At 46.5% G+C, this 21,927-nt stretch carries 18 protein-coding genes; 2 read left to right on the top strand and 16 right to left on the bottom strand.

Annotated features, from left to right (window positions below; all coding sequences use genetic code 11):
- Window positions 1–127: 127 nt before the first annotated feature.
- The 11 genes from MCG46_RS03995 to MCG46_RS03945 form a co-directional block, all read right to left on the bottom strand.
- Entirely contained in the window at window positions 128–1,210 is a 1,083-nt protein-coding gene (locus MCG46_RS03995; protein ID WP_240277878.1) for a S8/S53 family peptidase, read from the bottom strand.
- 92 nt (window positions 1,211–1,302) lie between these two features.
- Entirely contained in the window at window positions 1,303–2,670 is a 1,368-nt protein-coding gene (locus tag MCG46_RS03990; protein WP_240277877.1) for a hypothetical protein, read from the bottom strand.
- A 272-nt stretch (window positions 2,671–2,942) separates the two neighbouring features.
- A protein-coding gene (gene prfB, locus MCG46_RS03985; RefSeq protein WP_240277873.1) for a peptide chain release factor 2 occupies window positions 2,943–4,044 on the bottom strand; the annotation gives its coding sequence in 2 pieces (ribosomal slippage) (window positions 2,943–3,971 and window positions 3,973–4,044; 1,101 coding nt in all).
- A gap of 2 nt (window positions 4,045–4,046) precedes the next feature.
- A complete protein-coding gene (gene secA, locus MCG46_RS03980; RefSeq protein ID WP_240277871.1) occupies window positions 4,047–6,395 on the bottom strand; it encodes a preprotein translocase subunit SecA in 2,349 nt (782 codons plus the stop codon).
- An 87-nt stretch (window positions 6,396–6,482) separates the two neighbouring features.
- Complete coding sequence (locus MCG46_RS03975) at window positions 6,483–6,680, bottom strand: cold-shock protein (protein ID WP_020224870.1); 198 nt, start codon at window positions 6,678–6,680, stop codon at window positions 6,483–6,485.
- A gap of 236 nt (window positions 6,681–6,916) precedes the next feature.
- Complete coding sequence (locus MCG46_RS03970) at window positions 6,917–7,594, bottom strand: ComF family protein (RefSeq protein WP_240277867.1); 678 nt, start codon at window positions 7,592–7,594, stop codon at window positions 6,917–6,919.
- Window positions 7,581–8,480, bottom strand: a complete 900-nt coding sequence (locus MCG46_RS03965) for a helicase-related protein (RefSeq protein WP_240277866.1) — start codon at window positions 8,478–8,480, stop codon at window positions 7,581–7,583. The genes MCG46_RS03970 and MCG46_RS03965 overlap by 14 nt, the downstream gene beginning before the upstream one ends.
- Before the next feature lie 313 nt (window positions 8,481–8,793).
- Window positions 8,794–10,272 (bottom strand): family 1 glycosylhydrolase, encoded by a 1,479-nt coding sequence (locus MCG46_RS03960; protein ID WP_240277865.1) that lies wholly within the window; start codon window positions 10,270–10,272, stop codon window positions 8,794–8,796.
- Between the two features lies 1 nt (window position 10,273).
- Window positions 10,274–10,624: a PTS lactose/cellobiose transporter subunit IIA gene (locus tag MCG46_RS03955; RefSeq protein WP_240277864.1), complete on the bottom strand. Its 351-nt coding sequence runs from the start codon at window positions 10,622–10,624 to the stop codon at window positions 10,274–10,276.
- 8 nt (window positions 10,625–10,632) lie between these two features.
- Window positions 10,633–11,856 carry a PTS transporter subunit EIIC gene (locus MCG46_RS03950; RefSeq protein ID WP_240277863.1) on the bottom strand — a complete coding sequence of 408 codons (1,224 nt, stop codon included), beginning with the start codon at window positions 11,854–11,856 and terminating at the stop codon, window positions 10,633–10,635.
- Complete coding sequence (locus MCG46_RS03945) at window positions 11,849–12,172, bottom strand: PTS sugar transporter subunit IIB (RefSeq protein ID WP_240277862.1); 324 nt, start codon at window positions 12,170–12,172, stop codon at window positions 11,849–11,851. Before MCG46_RS03945 ends, MCG46_RS03950 begins: the two co-directional genes overlap by 8 nt.
- A 162-nt stretch (window positions 12,173–12,334) precedes the next feature.
- Between MCG46_RS03945 and MCG46_RS03940 the strand changes: the two genes are divergently transcribed.
- Together MCG46_RS03940 and MCG46_RS03935 are read left to right on the top strand one after the other, a co-directional pair.
- Window positions 12,335–14,215 carry a BglG family transcription antiterminator gene (locus MCG46_RS03940; RefSeq protein ID WP_240277861.1) on the top strand — a complete coding sequence of 627 codons (1,881 nt, stop codon included), beginning with the start codon at window positions 12,335–12,337 and terminating at the stop codon, window positions 14,213–14,215.
- Between the two features lie 288 nt (window positions 14,216–14,503).
- The gene (locus MCG46_RS03935) at window positions 14,504–16,282 is read left to right on the top strand and encodes a glycoside hydrolase family 35 protein (protein WP_240277859.1); all 1,779 of its coding nucleotides are present in this window, start codon (window positions 14,504–14,506) and stop codon (window positions 16,280–16,282) included.
- A 195-nt stretch (window positions 16,283–16,477) separates the two neighbouring features.
- Here the strand turns inward: MCG46_RS03935 and MCG46_RS03930 are convergent, their stop codons facing one another.
- The 5 genes from MCG46_RS03930 to MCG46_RS03910 all read right to left on the bottom strand — a co-directional run bounded on the left by MCG46_RS03930 (window position 16,478) and on the right by MCG46_RS03910 (window position 21,894).
- The gene (locus tag MCG46_RS03930; RefSeq protein ID WP_240277858.1) at window positions 16,478–17,350 is read right to left on the bottom strand and encodes an MBL fold metallo-hydrolase; all 873 of its coding nucleotides are present in this window, start codon (window positions 17,348–17,350) and stop codon (window positions 16,478–16,480) included.
- Window positions 17,351–17,403: 53 nt separating this feature from the next.
- Complete coding sequence (locus MCG46_RS03925) at window positions 17,404–18,486, bottom strand: SIS domain-containing protein (protein WP_240277856.1); 1,083 nt, start codon at window positions 18,484–18,486, stop codon at window positions 17,404–17,406.
- 212 nt (window positions 18,487–18,698) lie between these two features.
- A complete protein-coding gene (locus tag MCG46_RS03920; protein WP_240277849.1) occupies window positions 18,699–20,042 on the bottom strand; it encodes an MATE family efflux transporter in 1,344 nt (447 codons plus the stop codon).
- Window positions 20,035–20,703 (bottom strand): HAD family hydrolase, encoded by a 669-nt coding sequence (locus tag MCG46_RS03915; protein ID WP_240277842.1) that lies wholly within the window; start codon window positions 20,701–20,703, stop codon window positions 20,035–20,037. The genes MCG46_RS03920 and MCG46_RS03915 overlap by 8 nt, the downstream gene beginning before the upstream one ends.
- Window positions 20,704–20,814: 111 nt before the next feature.
- The gene (locus tag MCG46_RS03910; protein ID WP_240277840.1) at window positions 20,815–21,894 is read right to left on the bottom strand and encodes an SIS domain-containing protein; all 1,080 of its coding nucleotides are present in this window, start codon (window positions 21,892–21,894) and stop codon (window positions 20,815–20,817) included.
- Window positions 21,895–21,927 lie beyond the last annotated feature (33 nt).

Below are 21,927 nucleotides of genomic sequence, written 5' to 3'. Positions count from 1 at the left end.
AAAAAACCCGCTCAAAAAACAAATGTTTTTCAAACGGGTTAAGCTTGTATCCACAATGACCATCCCTAAAACTATTTTCATGATATCACAGCAGATTTTAGAATGCAACCGGTTACACAAAATAATCTTACTTTTTTGTTTTTTCCACTGCCGTAATAAAGCTTGCCGGGTTGGCAATCCGACTGCCATCTTTTCCTACTTCTGCGGTATCTGAAAGCAGTCGAAGCATTTCTTCTCCGCTTAATACGGGATTGACCTGCCAGCCCAAGGCCAGAATTCCGACAGCATACGGAATTCCCAGACTGAGTCCTCCATTACCCATGTAGGCATAACTGAAGGAACCTTCAATATACTCTTCAGCCACAGTCCGACGGGCAGCCGGAACCCCAACAAAACCTGGTGCAAGTGGTTGGGAATGGGATAGAAAACCGCCGGAGCACCAAGCCGCTTCTTCGGGGTGGTTTGGATCACAAACCGCTGCACTAATCAATGAATCAGGATCGCAATCCAGAACAAGAATTCCTTCTGCCTGGGCGGAATGCACGGTTTCTTCCCACAATTCTGTATTTAATGAAAAATCTGATCCTTTCCCGGAAGGAGCTGCGGAAACGGAAACAACGCGAATTTTATCCTCGGCCGGAAGCATTTTATTCATATCCATAATCCATTGCAATCCCTTGGCATAATATCCGCTGTCCTGATTCCAACTGGGCACTGCGGCATAAAATACCTGAGCATCAGGAGCGACACCAATGTTTTTGCCGGCAAGAATGCTGAGTACTGCCGGACCATGCATTGAACTCATGGCTTGCGGACCGCAGCCTGTATCATAATACGCTGCTATGGTATCTGAATATTCCGGATGGTCCAGAAAAAGCGGTTGATCTAGGATCGCAACACGCACGCCTTTTCCAGTAATTCCCTGCTTATGCAGTGATCGGATCCCCAATCCCGGATTTTTTCCATTCTCCAGGATCTGCTTCTGAAGCTCTTCTGCACCAACCAGAATTGTGCCTTCGTTAAACGTGTAGGTACTGATATCTTCAAGCACGTATTCCATAGGTTGATAAATACGGCGGTTTTTAGCTTTTTCAAAATAACGAACATCAGAAAATGGCTCAAGCTGATTATTCATCGTAGAATTTCCGCCGCATCCGGAAAACAGAAGAAGCAGCATCATACTCCAAATTGATAGTTTCAGCAATTTCATCCCTATTCTCCTTTTTGCAATCGGCTTCAAACAAAAGCAGTTCACTCAGATTTTGCTTAAATACTCCGATTCATTCCCTAATTGTTTTTTCTTTATTGCCCTTTAACTACAAGATCTCCAACGCCAATCCGGATCTTATCTAAATGCTGAAGCTGCTCTTCATTCAGCATAATAATGAGATCGACGTCGCACTGTTGTTGAGATTCACAAGTTTTAGTAGTATCAAAATCATTTCCAGAGGGAATCAGAACCCACCCGTACTCCGTCTCAGCTCTTTCCTGCCATAGAATTCCCAAGCGCTGCTCGACTTGCACAGAATCGGAGCCCAGATTTTCATAAGTTCCTTCAATCGAATACAACTTCATATCCGGATCAGCTTTCAGATAAGTATAATTACCAGTAGTTGATGGAGGATTCAGTTGAAATACCGTGCTGATTTTTTTGATCGACAGGCGATCCTGCGGTGTTTCGATCACATCGCCTTCCTGATATACGGGATAACGATCCAGCTCTTCTCCCAGGGTATAATCCATTCCGAAACAATAACCATTAACCGCAAGTTTTAAACGGCCTGTTGACTGAGTGTTGGTATCCACTTTAATCATAAACCTCATGATCTCTTCCGTCTGCGGTGCAATTTCCGAAAGAACCTCAAATCCTTCTGCCCTTTCTGCCGCTACCACTTCCCGTCCTAACTTCTCCGCATCTGTTTCATAAACCGCACTGAAAGCAAGTATAGACAAATCATAATTTTCCTGATTATTTATTTTTACACGCAGGCCAATCGCCTGTTCACCCTCATTCATTTGATAACCAGCATCCCACCGATACAGCATCACACTCGAACTGGTCTTGATTTCTTCTACGATGAGTTCGACATCGCCTGCCATGAAGGGTTCCCCAACCTTTAACTCACCGTCTTCTTTCAAGACCTCGGATTGAGGTTCTGGAATTTCCATTACAATCTGTTTCTCTGCCTCATTTTTATCTGAATAAAACAGATTCATTAAAGTTGGTTCCGTTTCCTGTGAGATCAGCACCCATCCCTGTCCGCTTTCATTCACGCTTAATGGTTTTATACTGTTCAGCCAGCCCCCCGGATAGATCCGCAAAGATTCGTGTTCTGCTTCTGCCTCTTCTGCCGCCTTCTGAAATGAAGCTTCCCAAACTTCTGCCAAATCTAAAGTATCCCTACCTTCCAGTCTGTTCAGCTCAGCTTCAATCTGGACCGCTCCGACTGCCTGTTCTTCAATCGTCAGGCCATATTCATACAGTTCCTGAAGCTGTTCCTGATTCAAATAGCGGATTAACTTCACATTGGCTTCATAGGTTGTTCCATCACTTAATTTTCCCGCGATCACGGCCGATTCCCCTGGAGCTGTCGGAGTTGTCTGCGCAGAACAACCAGAAATCAAGGTTATGACTAACAAAAAACTGACAATTTTCCATCCTAACTTCATAAAGCTTTTCCTCCACTTTGTTAATTTGATTATAACATTCGCTCGTTCCGTTGTTAATTTAAGAAAATAAATTTGCTTGAAATGTTTACAATTGGGCGAATAGGTTAGGTTATATTTTAAACACAAAAATGTTAAGTTTATCTCTGAAAGAATCTGGATGCCAAAGAAAATAAAATTATGGCATCCAACCTAAATGACTTTTTGTCTTTCTTTCCGCTGATTTCAAGTGCATCCAATCAAAAAGGTGCTTCGCTTTGAAACACCTTTTTAAATTACTGAATCTGACTTTTGAGATAGCTGAAGATAAAGCCGTCCAGATCGCCGTCCATGACATTCTGAACACTGCCCATTTCATAGCCGGTACGATGATCCTTGACCATGGTATAAGGACAGAAGACATAGGAACGGATCTGCGATCCCCATTCAATGTTTTTCTGTTCGCCGCGGATCGCTGCCAGCTTGGCTTCTTGTTCTTCGATCATCCGCTGATACAGCTTGGATTTCAGCATGTTCATGCAGCGTTCCCGGTTCTGAATCTGACTGCGCTCAGTCTGGCAGGATACCACAATGCCGGTCGGCTTGTGCGTCATGCGCACAGCGCTGTCGGTCTTGTTGATATGCTGTCCGCCGGCTCCGCTGGCCCGCATCGTTACGACGTCCAGGTCTTTTTCATCAATCGTAATTTCAATTTCATCCGCGAACTGCGGCATCACATCCAGGGAAGCAAACGAGGTGTGCCGACGGCCGGAGGAATCAAACGGAGAAATCCGCACCAGCCGGTGCACGCCCTTTTCCGCTTTCAGATAACCGTAGGCCATATCACCCTCGATCAGAATGCTCGCCGATTTAATTCCGGCTTCTTCGCCTTCCTGGTAGTCCAGCAAGGTAACCTTATAGCCCTTCCGTTCAGCCCAGCGGCAGTACATCCGATAAAGCATGCTTGCCCAGTCCTGACTTTCCGTTCCCCCGGCTCCCGGATGCAGCTCCAGAATCGCATTGTTTTTGTCATAAGGATGCGAAAGCAGCACCATGACTTCAAACTCTTCAAACTGACTGAGCGTATCCTGATATTCCATATCCAACAGCTCTTTCAGTTCCTCATCAAAATTCTGGTTCAGCTCATCTACGGTTTCCTGCAGTGAGGCTAAAGCCTGTTCCATCTGATGATATTTAGCTTCCAACTCTTTCATGCCGTTGCATTGGCGAATGACATTCTGGGCTGCTTTGGGATCGCCCCAGAAATGCTCCTCGTTCATCTTGGCTTCCAGTTCTTCAATTTGTTTTTGCTTTGCAGCTAAGTCAAAGAGAGTCGCCTAACTGCTTTAACTTCGTTACCGAAGCGGTTAGGCCTTGTCGAATCTCATAAAGTTCCATCGTTATTTCTTACGCTCCTCTATTACAATTCTTACATTCAGGCAGAAAGTGACAACTTCCTGCGCAATTCGCGCCATCATGTCTTCAAACAGCTGATAGCCTTCGGAAACATACGCCTGCAGCGGGTTGGACTGGGCATATGAACGCAGATGAATACCGTCGCGCAGCTTACTCATGGTATCAATATGATCCACCCAGTTGCGGTCGATAACTTTTAACACCATCGTCTTTTCAATCGGCAGGACATGCACCTTGATCGGCTCAATCTTGCCTTCATAGACATCCCAAGCCGCTTTGCAGCACAGCTCGCTGATCTCCGGAATACTCTTGCCTTCCAGATCGGATTCCGTCAGACTTTCATGGAAGCCCATCTTGCCTAACGATTCCAGCAGTTCCGCGGTATTGACATGTTCTTCCTTCCCATCGTGTTCCGTATGGGCTGCGACCAGATTGCTGACAACGCGGTCAAACATATCCTTCACGATGCTATGGACATCGTCGTGATCAAGAATGAAGTTGCGCTGTTCATAGATGATTTCACGCTGCTGCCGCAGAACATCATCATATTCCAGCAAGGTTTTACGCACGTCGAAGTTCACGCCTTCCACGCGCTTCTGCGCGCTGCCGATCGACTTGGTCACGACCTTGGATTCAATCGGAACATCGCCGAGCTGAGAGAACAGGCTTTCCATCTTCTCCGAACCGAACCGCACCATCAGATCATCCTGAACCGAGACATAGAAACGGGAATAGCCCGGATCTCCCTGACGGCCGGAACGACCGCGCAGCTGGTTATCAATACGGCGGGATTCATGCCGTTCTGAACCGATGACCGCCAGACCGCCAAGTTCCCGGACCCCTTCGCCCAGCTTGATATCGGTACCACGGCCGGCCATGTTGGTCGCAATCGTTACCGAACCCTTCTGACCTGCCTTTTTGATGATTTCCGCTTCTCTGGCATGGTTTTTCGCATTCAGGACTTCATGTGGAATCTTGCGTTCTTTTAACATCTTCGCAATGAATTCACTGGTTTCCACGGCGATCGTGCCAACCAGAACAGGCTGACCTTTTTCATGACATTCTTTGACCTCATTGACCAAAGCTTCAAATTTAGCCTTCTTGGTGCCGAAGATCGCATCCGGATAGTCGATACGGGCAACCGGCCGATTGGTCGGGATTTCCATGACGCGCATGTTGTAAATGCTTAAGAATTCCTCTTCTTCCGTCTTTGCCGTACCGGTCATGCCGGCCAGCTTGTTGTATAGGCGGAAGAAATTCTGATAGGTGATCGTGGCCAGCGTTGTCGTTTCCTGTTTAATGGATACGCCTTCCTTGGCTTCAATCGCCTGATGCAGACCATCGGAATAAGCACGGCCCTTCATCAAACGGCCGGTGAACTGGTCAACGATGACGATCTCATCGTTATCCACGACATATTCCACATCCTTCATCATGATGTAGTTGGCCTTTAAGGCCTGGGAAATATGGTGCACCAGCTGCGTATGATCAAGCTCGTACAGGTTTTTTACCCGGAACGCTTTTTCCGCTTTGGTGACGCCGGAATCGGTCAGCTGTACGGTCTTGCTTTTGACGTCGATCTCATAGTCTTCGTCAATTTTCAGTGATTTCACAAAACGATCTGCCTGAATATACAGGTTAGCCGTCTGTTTCTGGCCGCCGGAAATAATCAGCGGCGTCCGCGATTCATCGACCAAGATCGAGTCGACTTCATCGACCAGCGCAAAATTCAGCGGACGCAGAACGCGATCCTCAACGCGCGTCACCATGTTGTCACGCAGATAATCAAAACCGACTTCCGCATTGGTCGTATAGGTGATATCGCAGTTGTAAGCCGCCCGTTTCTGAGCGGGGGTCAGCTGACGCAGATTTAAGCCGACCGTTAAGCCTAAGAAGCGGTGAATCTGTCCCATCCATTCGGCGTCACGGCCTGCCAGGTATTCATTGACCGTGACGACATGCACGCCGCGGCCATCCAAGGCGTTCAGATAGACCGGCAAAACCGAGGTCAGCGTTTTACCTTCACCGGTTTTCATTTCCGCGATATCGCCGCCATGCAGAACAATGCCGCCCATCAGCTGAACAAGATACGGATATTCGCCAATCACTCGCTTGGCCGCCTCGCGGACAACCGCGAAGGCTTCCGGAAGTAAGTCATCCAGAGTCTCACCGTTCTTTAACCGCTCCTGAAACTGCGGGGTTTTGGCTTTCAGTTCCGCATCGCTCAGACCTGCCATCTGAGATGCCAGCGCATCGACTTCATGAGCGCGTTTCTCGACTTCTTTCAGTCGTTTTTTATCGTAATTAAAAAGTTTATCCAAAAAAGTTGCCATTATGGTCCCTCCATCGTTCCTATTGTATCGTAATTGAGCGAAAAACACAAAGAAAAAGGCCGTCAAACCCGGCCTTTGATCGCTGTTTTACAGTTTTTTGACGTTGTGGGCCTGGTATCCCCGGTCGCCCTCGATCAGATCGAATTCCACCTCGGCGTTTTCTTCGATCGTCTTGAAGCCGTCCATGACCAGCTGGGAATAATGGAAAAAGACATCGCGGCCATCGTTAAGCTTAATAAAGCCATAGCCCTTTTCCTTATTGAACATCTTTACTTTACCTTGCATCTGCCTCTAAACCTAACCCTTTCTTCATTTTCTCTGCAGCGCTGAATCACGCTGTTTTGCCGTTCGGATCAAAACTGAACTTCGTTCCTTTTCCCTGAAGTTCATCGTGCCGCCTCATCCCTTTGTGTGCTGATAGCGAAGAATCCAAAAGTGATGCTGCGGACTTTTGTTGCCTCCTGCAGCCGGAATTCCTCCTTTCCCGTCTACTTTGAGTATAGAGAGGAATGACCGCAAACTCAAATCTTTTCCTTCGCCTTATTTCGAGCTTTTTTGAAAAAGGATGGGAAAGCGCGGGAAGAATCCGACGGCAGAAAACGTTGATTTACAGCCAGAACCAGAGCTTCGCGGGTCTGGGGCAGCAGCACCTGCGCCGCCCTAAGCGTGCTGCCGGTCGTGAGCACATCGTCGATCAGAACCAGCGGGCCCGAAGGAATAGAAACCCCTGGAATCAAGCGGATATGGTCTGCGGCTCTTTGACGCTGCTTAGCATTGCCCTGCTGCTCAAAGTCGTCTGTTTTTTCCAATAGAGGAACAATCGGCAGCCGCAAACCGGAAAACAGCTGCGGGATCGTGTCAAAACCACGTTTCTCCCGTTTGGTTCGGGAGGAGGGCATCGGGATCAGCGTGGCGCGGCGATAACGCCGGCGCAGCGAGTCCTGCCACGGTTTTAAGAAAATCGCCTGCAGCGCTTCATCCATGCATTCCTTATACTGCACAAGCATTTTCATAAAGGCCTCGTCATAGACATATAAGCCCTGAACTACCAGATCTTCAAGGATGACGTGAGACGAAATCGGCGTCAGCAGACTGCGGCATTTTCCGCACAATTCGTCTTCAACAAACATCAATTCGCTGATCGTGCGGCCGCTTGCCAGCGGACCGCCGCACCACAGACACCGCTCAGCCAGCGGCATTGGCTTCCCTCAGCCGTTTCACACAGCGCTCAACGGCCTCGCTGCGCTGCCGGCATAAAAACAATCCATCTCCTTGCGGACATACAAAACTGCGTCCAACCCGTCCGATCATTTGAATTAATGAGGCTTCATCAAAAACACTGTGATCCGCCAGCATGACGCACACATCGACGCCGCTGATCGTCACCCCTCTTTCCAGCACCGTCGTTGCAAAACAGAACGGCAGTTCCTTGGCCCGCAGCTTCCGCAGCGTTTCATCCTGATCCTCGGATTTGCTGGTCAGCGCCTCACAGGCAAAACACAGCGAAAACAAGGCTTTCAGACGATAGCACGTTCGAATCGTCGGCACAAAAATCAGGGCTTGTTTGCCGGCTTTCTGCTTGCTTTTCAGCCAGCGGTACAGCTGAATCAGAAGCCAGATCCCAGGTCCGATCACAACGTGCGGCACGGGCAGATCATAACCATGCGGACGGCGGCTGAGCTTAAGCTGCGCCAACGTTCCAGCCTGGATCCGAGCCTGCAGCTCAGCATCCGGTGTCGCTGTAGTATAGATGATTTGGCCGCGGCAGCTGACGCGGGCAATCCCATGCAGCACCGGATCGCCCTTGTAGGGAAAGGCATCGGGTTCATCCAGCACCAACAGATCAAACCGCCGAGGATAGCGGTACAGCTGATGCGTGGTGCAGACGATCAGATCCGCTTCAGTCTTTTGCGTATAGCCCTGGCAGACCGGAATGACCGATAAATCCGGAAACGCCGCAGCCAGCCGCTTCGCACACCAGCATCCGGGAAAAGCCGATGCAGCGGCGGCAGTACCATCCTTTGCTGCCAAGATAAAACCAGCTTGGATCTTCGTTAAAGCATCGCGGGCATCGCATCTTGTCACCTCCCACTTATAATATTGCGGAAAAATGGAAAAAGCCCCGCAAAAAATTATAAAAATTTTATTTTCGGGTAAGATTTTTTCTCCGCAAACAAAAATCGTATCTGTCATCACCAGCTTTCTAGCTAGGTTATGCTTATTTTGCTGCTTACTGATTTCATGAAATGCTAGATTGCTTCAACAATTTTATGTCCCTAAAGCGCAGTGTGAATAACGATCAGAATCACGGACATTTTAGTTTGAAAATTCAAAGACAGAAAAAGCAGAAATTGGAATTCTGTCCTTTTTCTGCTCCTCTTTTACTTCTGCTCTCAGTTTACAAGACTTCCCCATTGGTTTTTATGACTCGCTTATACCAATAAAAAGAATCTTTTCTGCTTCTTTTCAATGACCCACTGCCATCATCATTTTTATCGACATAAATGAAACCATAGCGTTTTGCCATTTCCCCAGTTCCACCGCTGACGATATCAAGGGCACTCCAAACGGTATATCCGATCAGCTCAACCCCATCCAGATTAATGGCTTCTTTCATCGCCTGAATATGAGCTTTGAGATATTCGATACGATAATCATCGTGAACAGAACCATCAGATTCTACTTGATCAAGTGCTCCCAGACCATTTTCCACGACCATAATTGGAATTTGATAACGATCATAAATTAAATTCAGGCAGTATCGCAGTCCATCAGGATCCAGAGCCCAGCCCCAATCACTGTAGGTGAGGTATGGATTATGAACTCCAACCTGGAAGTCAGCCTTCCCCTCCGCCTCCTTTTGGGCGCTGATGTTATTGGTATAATAATAAGAAAAGGTATAAAGATCTACCGTTCCTTCACGGAGTATCGCCTTATCTTCTTCTGTGATGTTCACTTCTACGCCTGCCTTTTTCCAGATTCTTTCGGCATAGCTAGGATAAGCGCCGCGAATCATCACGTCAGAACAATAAAAGTTTTCCTGAATCTTTTCCATCGCCGCCAAAATATCCTTAGGATGACAAGTATCTGGATAAACACTGGGACCGCAGGCAATCATGCAACCCATTTTAAACTGCGGATACTTTTGATGCGCAATCTTCACCACTTTTGCAGAGGCCACCAGTTTGTGATGGATCTGCTGAAACAATTGTTCTTTATAGAGCTGAAGTTCTTCTCTGCCCACAGCTAACCCAAAGGAATCGGCAAGAAGCATCATCTCGTTAATTTGATTAAATGTCAGCCAGTACTTGACATCTTCTTTAAAGTTCTCAAACAGCGTACTGCAGTATTTATCGTAGAAGTCAATGCAGTCCCGATTAAACCATCCTCCATAATTGGCTGCTATAAAAGCAGGATCGTCATCATGCGTAATCGTAACAATCGGTTCTATTCCATACTTATGACATTCCTGGAATACCCTTTTATAAAACTGAATTCCTTCGGGATTGGGTTCTGCTTCATCACCCTTGGGATAGATCCGCGGCCAGTTGATCGACAAACGAAATGCTTTGAATCCCATTTCAGCAAACAATGCAATATCTTCTGCATAGTGATGATAGAAATCGACGGCTTCATGTGAAGGATATATCTCATCCTCAAAAATATAGGGCTGGCATCCCTCTGGATTATTCCCCAGCATCATCCCTTTTACTTTATTTCCACATGCATCAATATAGGTGTTATATCGTATTTTATCTTTACTTCCGGCTACCGCTATATCACAAATAGCTACACCTTTTCCCTGCGCTTTCCAGCCGCCTTCGCATTGAAAGGCTGAGGTAGCGCCGCCCCATAAAAAATTTTCTGGAAAACTCAAGTCATCGTCCCTCCTTTAATGCCCAAATCTTTTTATAGATATTCACAAGATGTTCTGCGTTGATTAATTCGGTGTTTTTTGTCATATAGATATCCTGGGCATGATTGAACAACAGTAAAGTAACTTCTTCGTCTTGATCAATGCTTGTCTGGATAATGTGAGATTGAGCCATGTGTGCCTGATTCAGATATTCTTTAGCCGTCTTCAATAATTCGTCGATTCCAGCAAAATCTTCCTGATCGGCTCTCTTTAAAGCTTCGTGGATTCGCTGATCGGCTTCACCGCAATAGGAAATCATCTGCATGGAAACATGAATCATTTCATTTTTTCTGTCTGTATATTTATTTTTCATAGCCTTCCTCATTCATTATTTTCTTCCTCTAAACACTGTCGATCATACATTTTAAAGAATGGATACCATACTGCTACAGTAATCGCAAACAGAATCAGCCAAAGAACGACATCCATGAAATTGCCGTTGAGTGTGAAAGCACCGATGCAGGCCGGAAGAACACGCGACAACACCGCATTCTGACTAACAGGATTGGCAAAAATCCGCAGACCTACAAGCAGGAAATAAGTACAATCTACTAAGAACTGTGCGATAAACATCGGAATCATTAAAATAACGTTCATCGCTACCGGAAAGCCATAGATAACAGGTTCATTGATATTGAACAAAGAGGGAATCAGCGTCACGCGCCCAATCGCTTTCAGTTTCTTTGATTTTGCAATAGTCGAAGCCAGGATCGGCAAAGCCAATGTACAGCCGGTTCCCCCAATGGCATTGAAACAGAACATTTCCAAGGTATACAAGGCCGTTGGAACCTGCCCGGCCGCCACAGCCATCAGATTCATATCATAAGCATTGTACCAGATGGAATACATAATCGGCGCAATACACCACGGCGAGATGCCAAAAGCGTAAAGCAGCACATAAGAGAAAGACAAAACAATACCGCCGAAAGGACCGCTGCCCAAAGCATACAACGGGGCAAAGACTTCGCTCATCATCTCAAAGAAGTCAATGTGAAACACATTGGTAATTAAGATTGCCGGTACGATCGCAATAAATCCCACCAACAGATTAATTCCCCAATCATAAAGGAAATCCGGAAGTGATGTTTTATTCTCCGTTATTCCTGTTTTGATAATAACAGAATAAATATTTACGATCCAAACCATAATCAGGATCGAATTGATCAAGCCCGAAGCTCCAAAGCGTGAATAGTCAAAGAGGGCTCCTTCGGCTGTCATTTCCGGATTGACAAGAACAATATATACCGCTAAAGCCAAGACGCCCGCCATCAACTTTTTGCTGTTATATCCTTTTTTCTCCATCACTTTATAGACCATAACGGCAGAAGCCAAAAGACCAAACAATCCCATCGTAAACGTATTTAAAATGGATAGATCGGGAACAGCTGGGATAACCATGTGCATCATACCAAACAAAGCCCCTACACTGCCTGTTAAAAGCAGGGGCATGATGAGCATAAATGTTCCCTGTACGCCTTGTATCCAGGCATTCTTTTCAATTTTCTTTGAAAACGGAACCAGTTTCTTTTCGATAAGACTAAACATGATGTTTTTCCTCCATCTTCACTAATAATTTTTTACAGACGCTTTCGCCATCCATCATGGCATAATCTTTGGAATCAATGGCCATAAAAACCACGCCGTGTTCTTCAACCGCTTTTCGCAGGGCTGCATCCTCTAAGGCATGCGCAAAGTGCGGACTTACTAACAAGGCATCCACATCCTGGATCAAGGACATGACCTCGCCTTCTCCCCGTGCAATGACATCCATCGCTATCCGGTTTTTCTTTGCGTATTTCCGCATCGCTGAAGCCACAAAGCCGGAAGAGCATCCACCACCGCAAAATAATAAAACTTTCATTCTCTTACCTCCTGTCTGCCTGAACTCTATCACAGATCATTTTTAAAAAAAGCACCTAAGATTTTCCATCTGCAGGAAAAAAGAAGAATGATATCCGATGTTCTTTTTGTGTATGATAAGTACAGAGATCATAAGCTTATTTCTGTGAAGGGAGCGTGCAAAATGGCAAAGAACAAGAAAGAAGAGTTATTTTATTTACTCAAGGAGTCCAATACACCATTACCCTCATCTTTTTTAGCCATTAAACTGAACGTGACAGAACGTTCCATTCGCAATTATGTGAAAGAAATGAATCAGATGTTTCAAAGCAACGTCATTCAATCCAACTCAAAGGGTTATTATTTAGAGAACAATGCGATCCGGCTGTCGGATGTCATGCAGCCCCGACATCTGGAATACTCACAAACACAGCGATGCCGGCTGATTTTGAGAGAATTATTATTCCATGACGTCTTTCATTATGTTAAATTTGCTGATTCATTGTTTATCAGTGATGTTACTGTACAAAATGATATCAACAAATATGTTCGTCCACTGCTGGCGCATTATCCTTTAACCCTCAAAAAACAGGGCGGAACTTATGCCTTATACGGAAAAGAGCTTGATAAAAGAAATCTTTTAAGCAATCTCATTAAAGAAGAGTTAAAGGATTTTTCATATTTTTATTTCGATGAGCTTAATCGCAAATATGGTTATCGTGAGCTTAAATCGGCAATTGAAAACATTCTGATCCGGCATCAATGGCATGTGAACACCTATATGCTTCAAAACATAACTACCCATTTGATCGTCAGTATCAGTCGGCTCGAAAATCATTATTTTATTAGCGAAGAAACTGGAAGCATGCCTGCACTCAACAAAAAAATTGAAAATGTCAGTGAAGAAATAACTGCCTTCTTGCATCAAAAATATCATATCGAACTGCCGCTGTCAGAAATGAATTACATCTCTTATGTTTTATCCTCAAAAACATATCAGATCATTAAACCCCAAGAAGGAATTTCCAGTATCAACGAATATATCGAAGATGAATATATACAAATCTGCAAAGAAATTGTGGAAAAACTGAAAGCTTACTATTACATCGAATTTGATCAGAACAGTTTTATCCGATTTGCCTTTCATATCAAGGCCTTGGCAAACCGTTCTTCGCTCAATCAATATATCAGCAATCCGCATACGAAAATCACGCGAGCAGCCAATCCGTTTTTATTTGAAATCGGGGTTTTCATTTCGGATATATTAAAAGAACATCATATTTATTTAATTGATGATGAAATTGCTTTTTTGGCCTTTCATATTGGAGCTTTTTACGATGAATCAAGGGATAATCGATCAGCTTTGCAAGTACTGGTATCCTTGCCAAAATATATTAATTGTATTGAAAAATTTCAAATTAAAGTCCAACCTTTGTCCACTTTTGCCGAGTTTATCTATACCGACCAGTATGAATCATCCCAGCAACGATACGATTTAATTATCACCTCTGATCCTATTGACTCAAATATTCCTGCCTTTTATATTTCACCCTTAATTACTGATCTTGAAATAGAATCATTAAAAGCTTTAATTTATGATTTGTCAAAAAGAAAAAACAATTCGATATTCTCAAAAGACGAAGTGCCGATCGGGCTATTCAAAAAAAACTTTTACGCCTGGACTGAGTATAAAGACTTAATCAGGTATCTGACTGATGAACTATGTCAATTAAACTATGTTGGGGATTCTTTTTATAAGGATGTTATGGAAAGAGAAAAGCTGTCCAGCACTGTATTTGTAGAAGGCATTGCCTTGCCTCATTCTCTGCAGATGAATGCAAAGCAAAATTGCTTTTCCATTGTGATTAATGATATGCCTATAAACTGGAACGGCAATGATGTCTATATCGTGATTTTAATTGCCTTCAGCAACGAAACTCGTCTGATGTTCCGTGATTTTGTTGATTCCTTAATCAACAAGCTTTATGAAAGTAAGGACAATATTCTGTCAATGCAGAAAATTTCTTCTTATGAAGAATTTATTCAATGGATCAAAAATGAATAAACTTCAATTCTGTACAACAGACTTTCAGGTACTTTTTACTTGCCGGCCGCTTTACGATGATCGAAGAAAACAAGTTCGGTTCTGTCTTTTTATTACTAGATGGATTCGCCTGGCCTTGATTTATTTTAACTGACTCTTTCATCTGTAACTGACCTTCTTCATGCTTGCTTCTATAAAATTCTATACTCGCTCAGACAATTTCAAAAATTCAAACAAAACTCAAGAAATTCTTTATTTTTTCCAATTTCTTTTCTACAATGAAGGAAAGAGAAAGATGAGGAACAGATCATGACTACCTTTGCGATTCACGATGATTTTATCCTTGACGGTCAGCCGATCAAGCTGATCAGCGGAGCGCTGCATTACTTCCGAATCGTTCCGGAGTACTGGCAGGATCGATTGGAAAAACTGAAAAACATGGGCTGCAACTGCGTTGAAACCTATATTCCATGGAACTACCATGAACCCAAGAAGGGACAGTTTGATTTTACCGGACGTAAAGATGTCGCCCGGTTTGTCCGATTGGCCCAGGCACTGGGCTTATGGGTCATTTTGCGGCCTACGCCTTATATCTGCGCGGAGTGGGAATTCGGCGGTTTGCCAGCCTGGCTGTTAGCCGATGATTCAATGCGGGTACGCTCGACGTATCAGCCGTATCTGGATGCGATTGATGCCTACTATGCGGAATTATTCCCAGTCATCCGGCCGTTGTTTTTCACCCACGGCGGACCGGTGCTGATGTGCCAAATTGAAAATGAATATGGCTCCTTCGGCAACGATAAGAATTATTTGAAAGCGGTCAAACGCTTGATGGAAAAGCATGGCTGCGATGTTCCGATGTTTACCTCGGATGGCGGCTGGCGCGAAGTGCTGGATGCCGGTACGCTCCTCAATGAAGGCGTGCTGCCGACTGCTAATTTCGGTTCCCGCACGGATGAGCAAATCGGAGCGCTGCGGCAGTTCATGAATGACAATCAGATTCAAGGCCCTTTGATGTGCATGGAATTTTGGATCGGCTGGTTCAACAACTGGGGCTCACCATTAAAAACCCGGGATGCCCAAGAAGCCGCTGGCGAACTGGAAGCGATGCTGAAACAAGGCAGTGTCAACATTTACATGTTCCATGGCGGCACCAATCCGGAATTTTACAATGGCTGCAGCTATCACAACGGGATGGATCCGCAGATCACTTCTTACGACTACGCCGCGCCGTTAACGGAATGGGGCACAGAAGCAGACAAATATGCGGCCTTCCGCGAAGTGATCGCCAAGTTCCATGCTTTCACACCGGTGCCGCTGTCTACGCCGATTCAGTTTCAAGGCATCGGCGAATTAACCTGTACGAATCAGGTTTCTCTGTTCAATACGCTTTCTACATTGACTCAGCCGATCGCAGCCGATATTCCTCAGCCGATGGAAAAACTGGGGCAGAGTTATGGCTATATTCTCTACCGTGCCCATGTCGGCAAAGCCCGCGAGCTGGCCAAAGCAAAGCTGGCGGACTGTGATGACCGCGCCCAGATCTTCGTCAACCAGAAACTCGTCGCCACGCAATACAAGGAAACGATGGGAAGCAATATCCCATTGACACTGGATCATCCTGAGGACAACGTCATTGATATTCTGGTGGAAAACCTCGGACGCATCAATTACGGTGCCAGTCTGGTTTCCCCGCATCAGCGCAAGGGAATCAAGGGCGGCTTTATGCTTGATCTGCACTTCCATACCGGCTGGCAGCAGTATTGTCTGGAGCTGAACAACGTGGAACAGGTCGATTTTACGCAGGACTATCAATCCGGCGTCCCGGCCTTCTATGAATATGCCTTTGAGCTCGACGAACCCGCGGACATGTTTTTGAATCTGAAGGGCTGGGGCAAAGGCTGCGCCTTTATCAATGGCGAAAACCTCGGCCGCTTCTGGGATATCGGACCGACACATTATCTTTACATCCCTGCCCCTTTATTTAAAAAGGGAAAAAATACAGTGATCTTATTTGAAACCGAAGGCCGGACAGGATCGGTGTCGCTGGACGATCATCCGTTCATTGATCAGCCAGCCGCGGCTTAGCTTCCATTGCACGATTGACTCTGAACAGAAACGATTCGTGATCCAACTGTACTCACCGATCTGTTCACGAAAGAAAGAGGAAGATTGCAGATTAAGTATTTGCAGCCTTCCTCTTTTATTGTTTTTTAATTATCCGTTTTAGTTTATAGATCAACTGCCCATTATGGACAACCCTTCCCCTCAAACTTCAAATATCTATCTGTGCTGCCTGCGGGTATTCTCCTCGCACATCCGATGCAGCGGCGTTGCCGGCGCCACAATGGAATTCGCTTGGCGTTCAGTCAGACTGTCAGTACAGTACACCAGCGACAGCCCCTGATCACTAAATCGGCGGTAGTGGGCACATGGATAAGGAAAATGGGTATCCCACAGCGAATAGCTGGCAGAGCTGCAGTCTTCGCTGCCAACTTCTCCATCCAGAATACGCTGGCATAGGCTGATCATCTGATCCAAAATCTGCGGCTTCAACGGAGATCCGTTATGTCCGGTACAAATTCGGTCAAATTCCGAGCGCCGTCCAGCGATCCGCTTCAACATTCGCTGATAATCCCCAACTGTTGCTGCCGGTTCACTGTGAAACTGACCCGGTTTCTCGGAAAATCCCGGCAGCAGCAGAACCTGATCCTGATCCAGTTCGTCCCCGGCAAACAGTGTCCGCTCTTCATGATCAAGGATCATGATGTTGCCCGGAGCATGACAATCACACATCAGAATTTCTAAACGCCGCGAACCCAATTCAAGAATTTCCTGATCTTGGACAAAGGTTAACTGATACTTGAGATGCAGCTGAAACCGATCTTCATCCATCCAGTTTTTGCTGGATGCCGCTGTTCTTTCCGTCATCCAGACCTGTTTGAACAAGCCGCAGTGCCCGGTATGGTCAATATGGGCGTGCGTACAGATCACAGCTTCCACCGATTTATGAATCAAGGCTTCACAAAATTTCTGAATGTTTTCCTGGCCGCAGCCGCAGTCGATCAAAACGGGCTGACTGCCGTCCAGCAAGTAACAATCACAGCCGCCGCCGATCAGTCTCCAGGTCGCTTCCGTAATTCGTTCTGCCTGCATTTTTCATCATCCGTCCTTTCTTTTCCTCGTTTTCTTAATAAATGATTTGACTTTTACTGATGCGTTTTGAAATAGGCGTTCATCCGGCTGTTGTCATGATGTGCCCCCAGATCACGGCCCTGATCCTCAGCCAGTTTAAACGCAATCGTCTGAACGACTGCCGCAAAATCAATGACGCATAAATCCGGTGAAACCACCGGCAGCTCCAGGTCTTCCTCATCAATCGGATGGACACCGATCAAAAAGCCGTTATTCCAGACTTCCTTCATATATCGGGCTAAGCCTCGGCATTTCTGATCTTCCCGGCCGCCGTCATTCAGTACGATCACACAGTGACGGCTGTTATAGCCATAGTTCGGTCCATGAATGCCTTCTTCAATCTCATATCCAACCGAAGCAATCTGCGGAGTCTCCCATACCTTCATCGCGCCTTCTAATGAAACGCCAACTAAGGCATCCGCGCCCGTAAACACGATCAGATCCGACCGCAGCATTTTCCGCTTGGCCTGCTTCATCCATTCCAGCGTCCGCTCAATGACCTGCGGCAGCCGTTTGGAACAAGCTCGAATTTCCTCCGTCAGCTCGGCTGCTTCTGTCTCTGTGATCCGGCCGTAATGCTGCGCGATGCTGATCGCCATGGCCATGTGCGTCATGACCGTCGCGCTGTAGCCGGTAGTCCGCATCGGATATTCCTCAATACCGCAGTCCATTGTCAAAAAGCAATCGGCAGCCTGAGCCATCGGCGTTTGCGCGGATTCCGAAATGACCAGGGACGGATAGCCCCATTGTTGAACCTGTTTCATTGCTTCAAAGCAGACTTTTGAGGTTCCCGTCTGCGAAGTAAAGACATGCAGGGCATGCGGATTTCTGACGGTGCAGTTGTAGAGGAAATCATTGGGATAAACGACATGCGTTGCGATCCCTGTTACCCGTTCAATAAAACAGCGGGATGTGATCGCCGTCGTACTGCTCGTGCCGGAGCCGATCAATAAAATTTCATTGATCGGTTCGGACAAGCTGCAAAGCAGCGTGATCAGAGCCGCACAGTTGATTTCGCGGTGATCCGCGATATTGACCGCTGCCTGAGCGGTATTGCGGATGCAGTCGAGCATGGAGCCTTGAAAACGTCCGGTCATTTCTTTGTTCCTTTGCCAGTCTGCTCTGTCTTGGCCAACAGCCAGACCGGCTCCTTTCTATTTAAAATAAACAAATGAATCGTTCAGCTAATTGAACCTGAGCGAAGTCAATCGCTTCGGGCTTGGCTTCCTGTCTTTAGCATAACACAGGTCGTCATCCTGCTGAATGTTTTTTAGCTGCAGAATTGAAGTCCAGCGGTATGCGAACAGCTTCAGGATAATTGCTGCAGCCATTTCTCTTTTTTAACAAAGAAGCTGCCTAACAGCGACTTGATCACATTGCAGAATTCAACCGCAAAATACAAGCCGAGAAAACTCACTGGCAGTACCCGGCTGAACAGAAGACTGAGCAGCATCGGGAAGCAGCAGCTGAAGAACCCATCGAGGAAGAAGACACTGCGGGTATCTCCGCCAATGCGCAGCGTGTTGTAAAAAACCATCGTGATCCCGCCGCCCAGAGCGCTGCAGAACGCCTTGACCAACAACATTTTGACCGCCATCTCGTACACGTCCCCCTGCAGAGAGAAAAGCTTGGGAATCCAAGGCGAACATAACGCGATCAAGGTACAGCCCAGGATGATGATCAAATAACAGGTTTTCCTGATTTTTTGCATGTTTTCCCTGGCTTCTTCCAGCCGTCCGCGGCCCAGCTGACCGCCGACCATCACCCCGATGACCGAACCCGCTCCCGTCGAAGGGACAAAGACCAGTTTTGTAATTAACGTTACGACGGGAATGCAAGCTAAATATTGTTCTCCAACATAGCTGTAATTCATAAAGACAATCATGAAGGCGAAGGCAAACAAGCATTCATTCATGATCAGCGGAGCCGAGGTGCGCAAAATCCGCATCAGTTCATTTTCTTTCAGCGGCGGATATTTCAGCCGGAAACGGAATTCCGAGTTTTTGCGGTTCACCACAAAATACAGGAAAACCGTTTCCGCTAGTCGGGCAATGACCAAAGACAAAGCCGCGCCTTCCGAACCCATCTGCGGAAAAAAGCCGACGCCGTAGACCAGAAGGTAACAGAACAACAGATTGACGCCGCAGTTCAGCGCTCCGGCATACAAGGTGATCCTAGCTTTGCCAATGATGGAATACGCACCGCTGACAACCAGATTCACCGCGTACGGAATAAAAGTCAAACTGAAAATCCTCAGATACGGAATCGCATAGGCTAACGTTTCCGGATCTTTCAGAAACAGCCGGGAAAACGGATCGGCGAAAAACAGAAACGCTGCGGTGCATAAGAATCCGACAGCCAGCGCTAATTTTAAACCATAACGCAAAACCTGATTGTACTTTTCCTGATTCTGACTTCCATAATATTGGGCGATATAAACGTGAAAACCCCCGGTCAGTCCCAGAATGACCATCGAATAAATATCAAACGCCTGATTGGAAACACTGAACCCGCTGATGGCTTTTTCTGACAACGTCCCCAACATCGCCGTCGATGCATTGTTGGCAATCAACAGGACAACCTCGGAAATAATCACCGGGATTGACAGCTGGAAAAAGATCTTCAGAAATTCTTTATCCAATTTTTTAGACATGCTCCCTCACCTCACTGTTCACACAGTCCAGCACAGCTTTCAAACTGCTAATTCGCTGCTGAGCCGCACTTTGATCCAAATCAATTTCCGGATTGATCCGCGCCATCACCTCCAGCCCGGCCGCTTTCGCCGCCGCGATACCGATCGGTGAATCCTCCACGGCCAGACAGGCATCGGATGAAAGCTGGAAAAAATCAAGGCAGTACAGATAAATATCCGGTGCCGGTTTGCTTCGCTGGAAATTGTCGCTGCTCACGATCAGATCAAACTGCTCGCGAATTCCACATTCTGTCAGAGCCTTCTCAATATAATCAGGACTGCTGCTGGATACGCAGGCGGTCCGGATTCCCCGTGTCCGCAATTGCCGCAGCACCTCCGGCACCTCAGGAAACATAATTTCTCGCTTATTCAGCGCCAGAAAACGATTGCGCCGATGCCCGAACAACTGAGCTGCCAGTTCCTCACGGCTGAGCTTGAGTTCATACTTTGCGATGATCTCATCCCAGGGATTGAGACTCTTGTGTGAACCGATCAGCGCAATGAACGCTTCAGCCGGAACACCCAGTTTCAATTCATCAATCGTTTCCTTCAAATACCGGTGCTGGATCGTTTCAGAATCGATCAGCACCCCATCTAAATCAAAAAATACCGCCTTGATCATAAGCTTCCCTCCTTCATCTTTGTCCCCTAGGGCAGAGTCGTCTTTGCCCGCCGTTTCAGCATGTTTGCCCAGGTATCAGGAAAGGGGCTTTCGCCCCTTCTTTCGTCCTGCTTATTTGCTTAAGCTTTGATGTGTGCTGAAATAGTCGCGTTCTTTATGAATCGATTTATCCAACAGATCAATCCCGGCGTCCACTGCCAGCCGATAAGCCAACACTTCAACCATTGGTGCAAATTCAATACTGATGAATTCCTGACTGATCGGATCAAAAGCCAAATCGGAATCATCCAGGGTGTCCTTGCCAAAGACAAAGCCGTTGTGCATGATCTCTTTCGCCCACTTTGCCAGCTGAACCCCTTTTTCACTGTCCAGACCGCCGTCATTGAGCGCGATCACACAGTTATCCGGTGTAAAGCCCATCGTCGGTCCATGCATGCCGTCGTCCGCTTCATAACCGACAGCCATTTTCCGCTTAGAAATTTCCAGAATTTTTAAGGCCCCTTCCAAGGCAACACCCCACAGCGAACCGCCGCCGTAGATTGTAAACGAAGTTGAATTCATCAGCTGTTGGCGGTTGCGGTCAAACCAGGCCATCGACGCATCAGAAATCTGCCGATGGTTCTTGCTGATCAGACGAGCATGATTCAGCAGTTCTGCATATTCGCCTTCCGTGATCCGGCCTAAGGTATGTCCGATTTCTAGTCCCAGAAGCATCAAGGTCAGAATGGAAGCACAGTAGCCGATCGTGCGCATGCCGTATTCTTCCTTGCCGCAGCCCATGTCCACATGCACATGAACCTGCGAAGCCAGCGGCGTATCTTTGTTTTCCGTTACCCCTACGGTCCAGTAACCCATCTGCCGCATTTTGAACACCGCCTGCTGCGTCAGCGTTGAGGTCCCTGATTGGGAGGTAAAGATATACAGGGCCCTCGAACGGTAAACGCCGCTGTTATTCAGGAATTCATTCGGCAGCACACAGATTGTCTGAATCTGCGTTACCTTTTCAATAAATCCCCGCGCTGTCACGGCAGCCGTATTGGATGTACCGGAACCAACCAGCACGATTTGATCCATCGTATCCAGATGGCCTTCCAAAACGCTGAAGAATGTCGCAAAGTTCTCATTTCGGTTCGCGATGATCCGGTCAGTGATCTCCGGTACCCGATTAATGCAGTCTAACAACGTAACCATAGATTTCCTCCTTTAAAATATTTAAGTACATGG

This window comes from Holdemania massiliensis, assembly GCF_022440805.1.
GTDB lineage: Bacteria > Bacillota_I > Bacilli_A > Erysipelotrichales > Erysipelotrichaceae > Holdemania > Holdemania massiliensis_A.
This window is presented reverse-complemented; position numbering and strand designations above follow the sequence as displayed.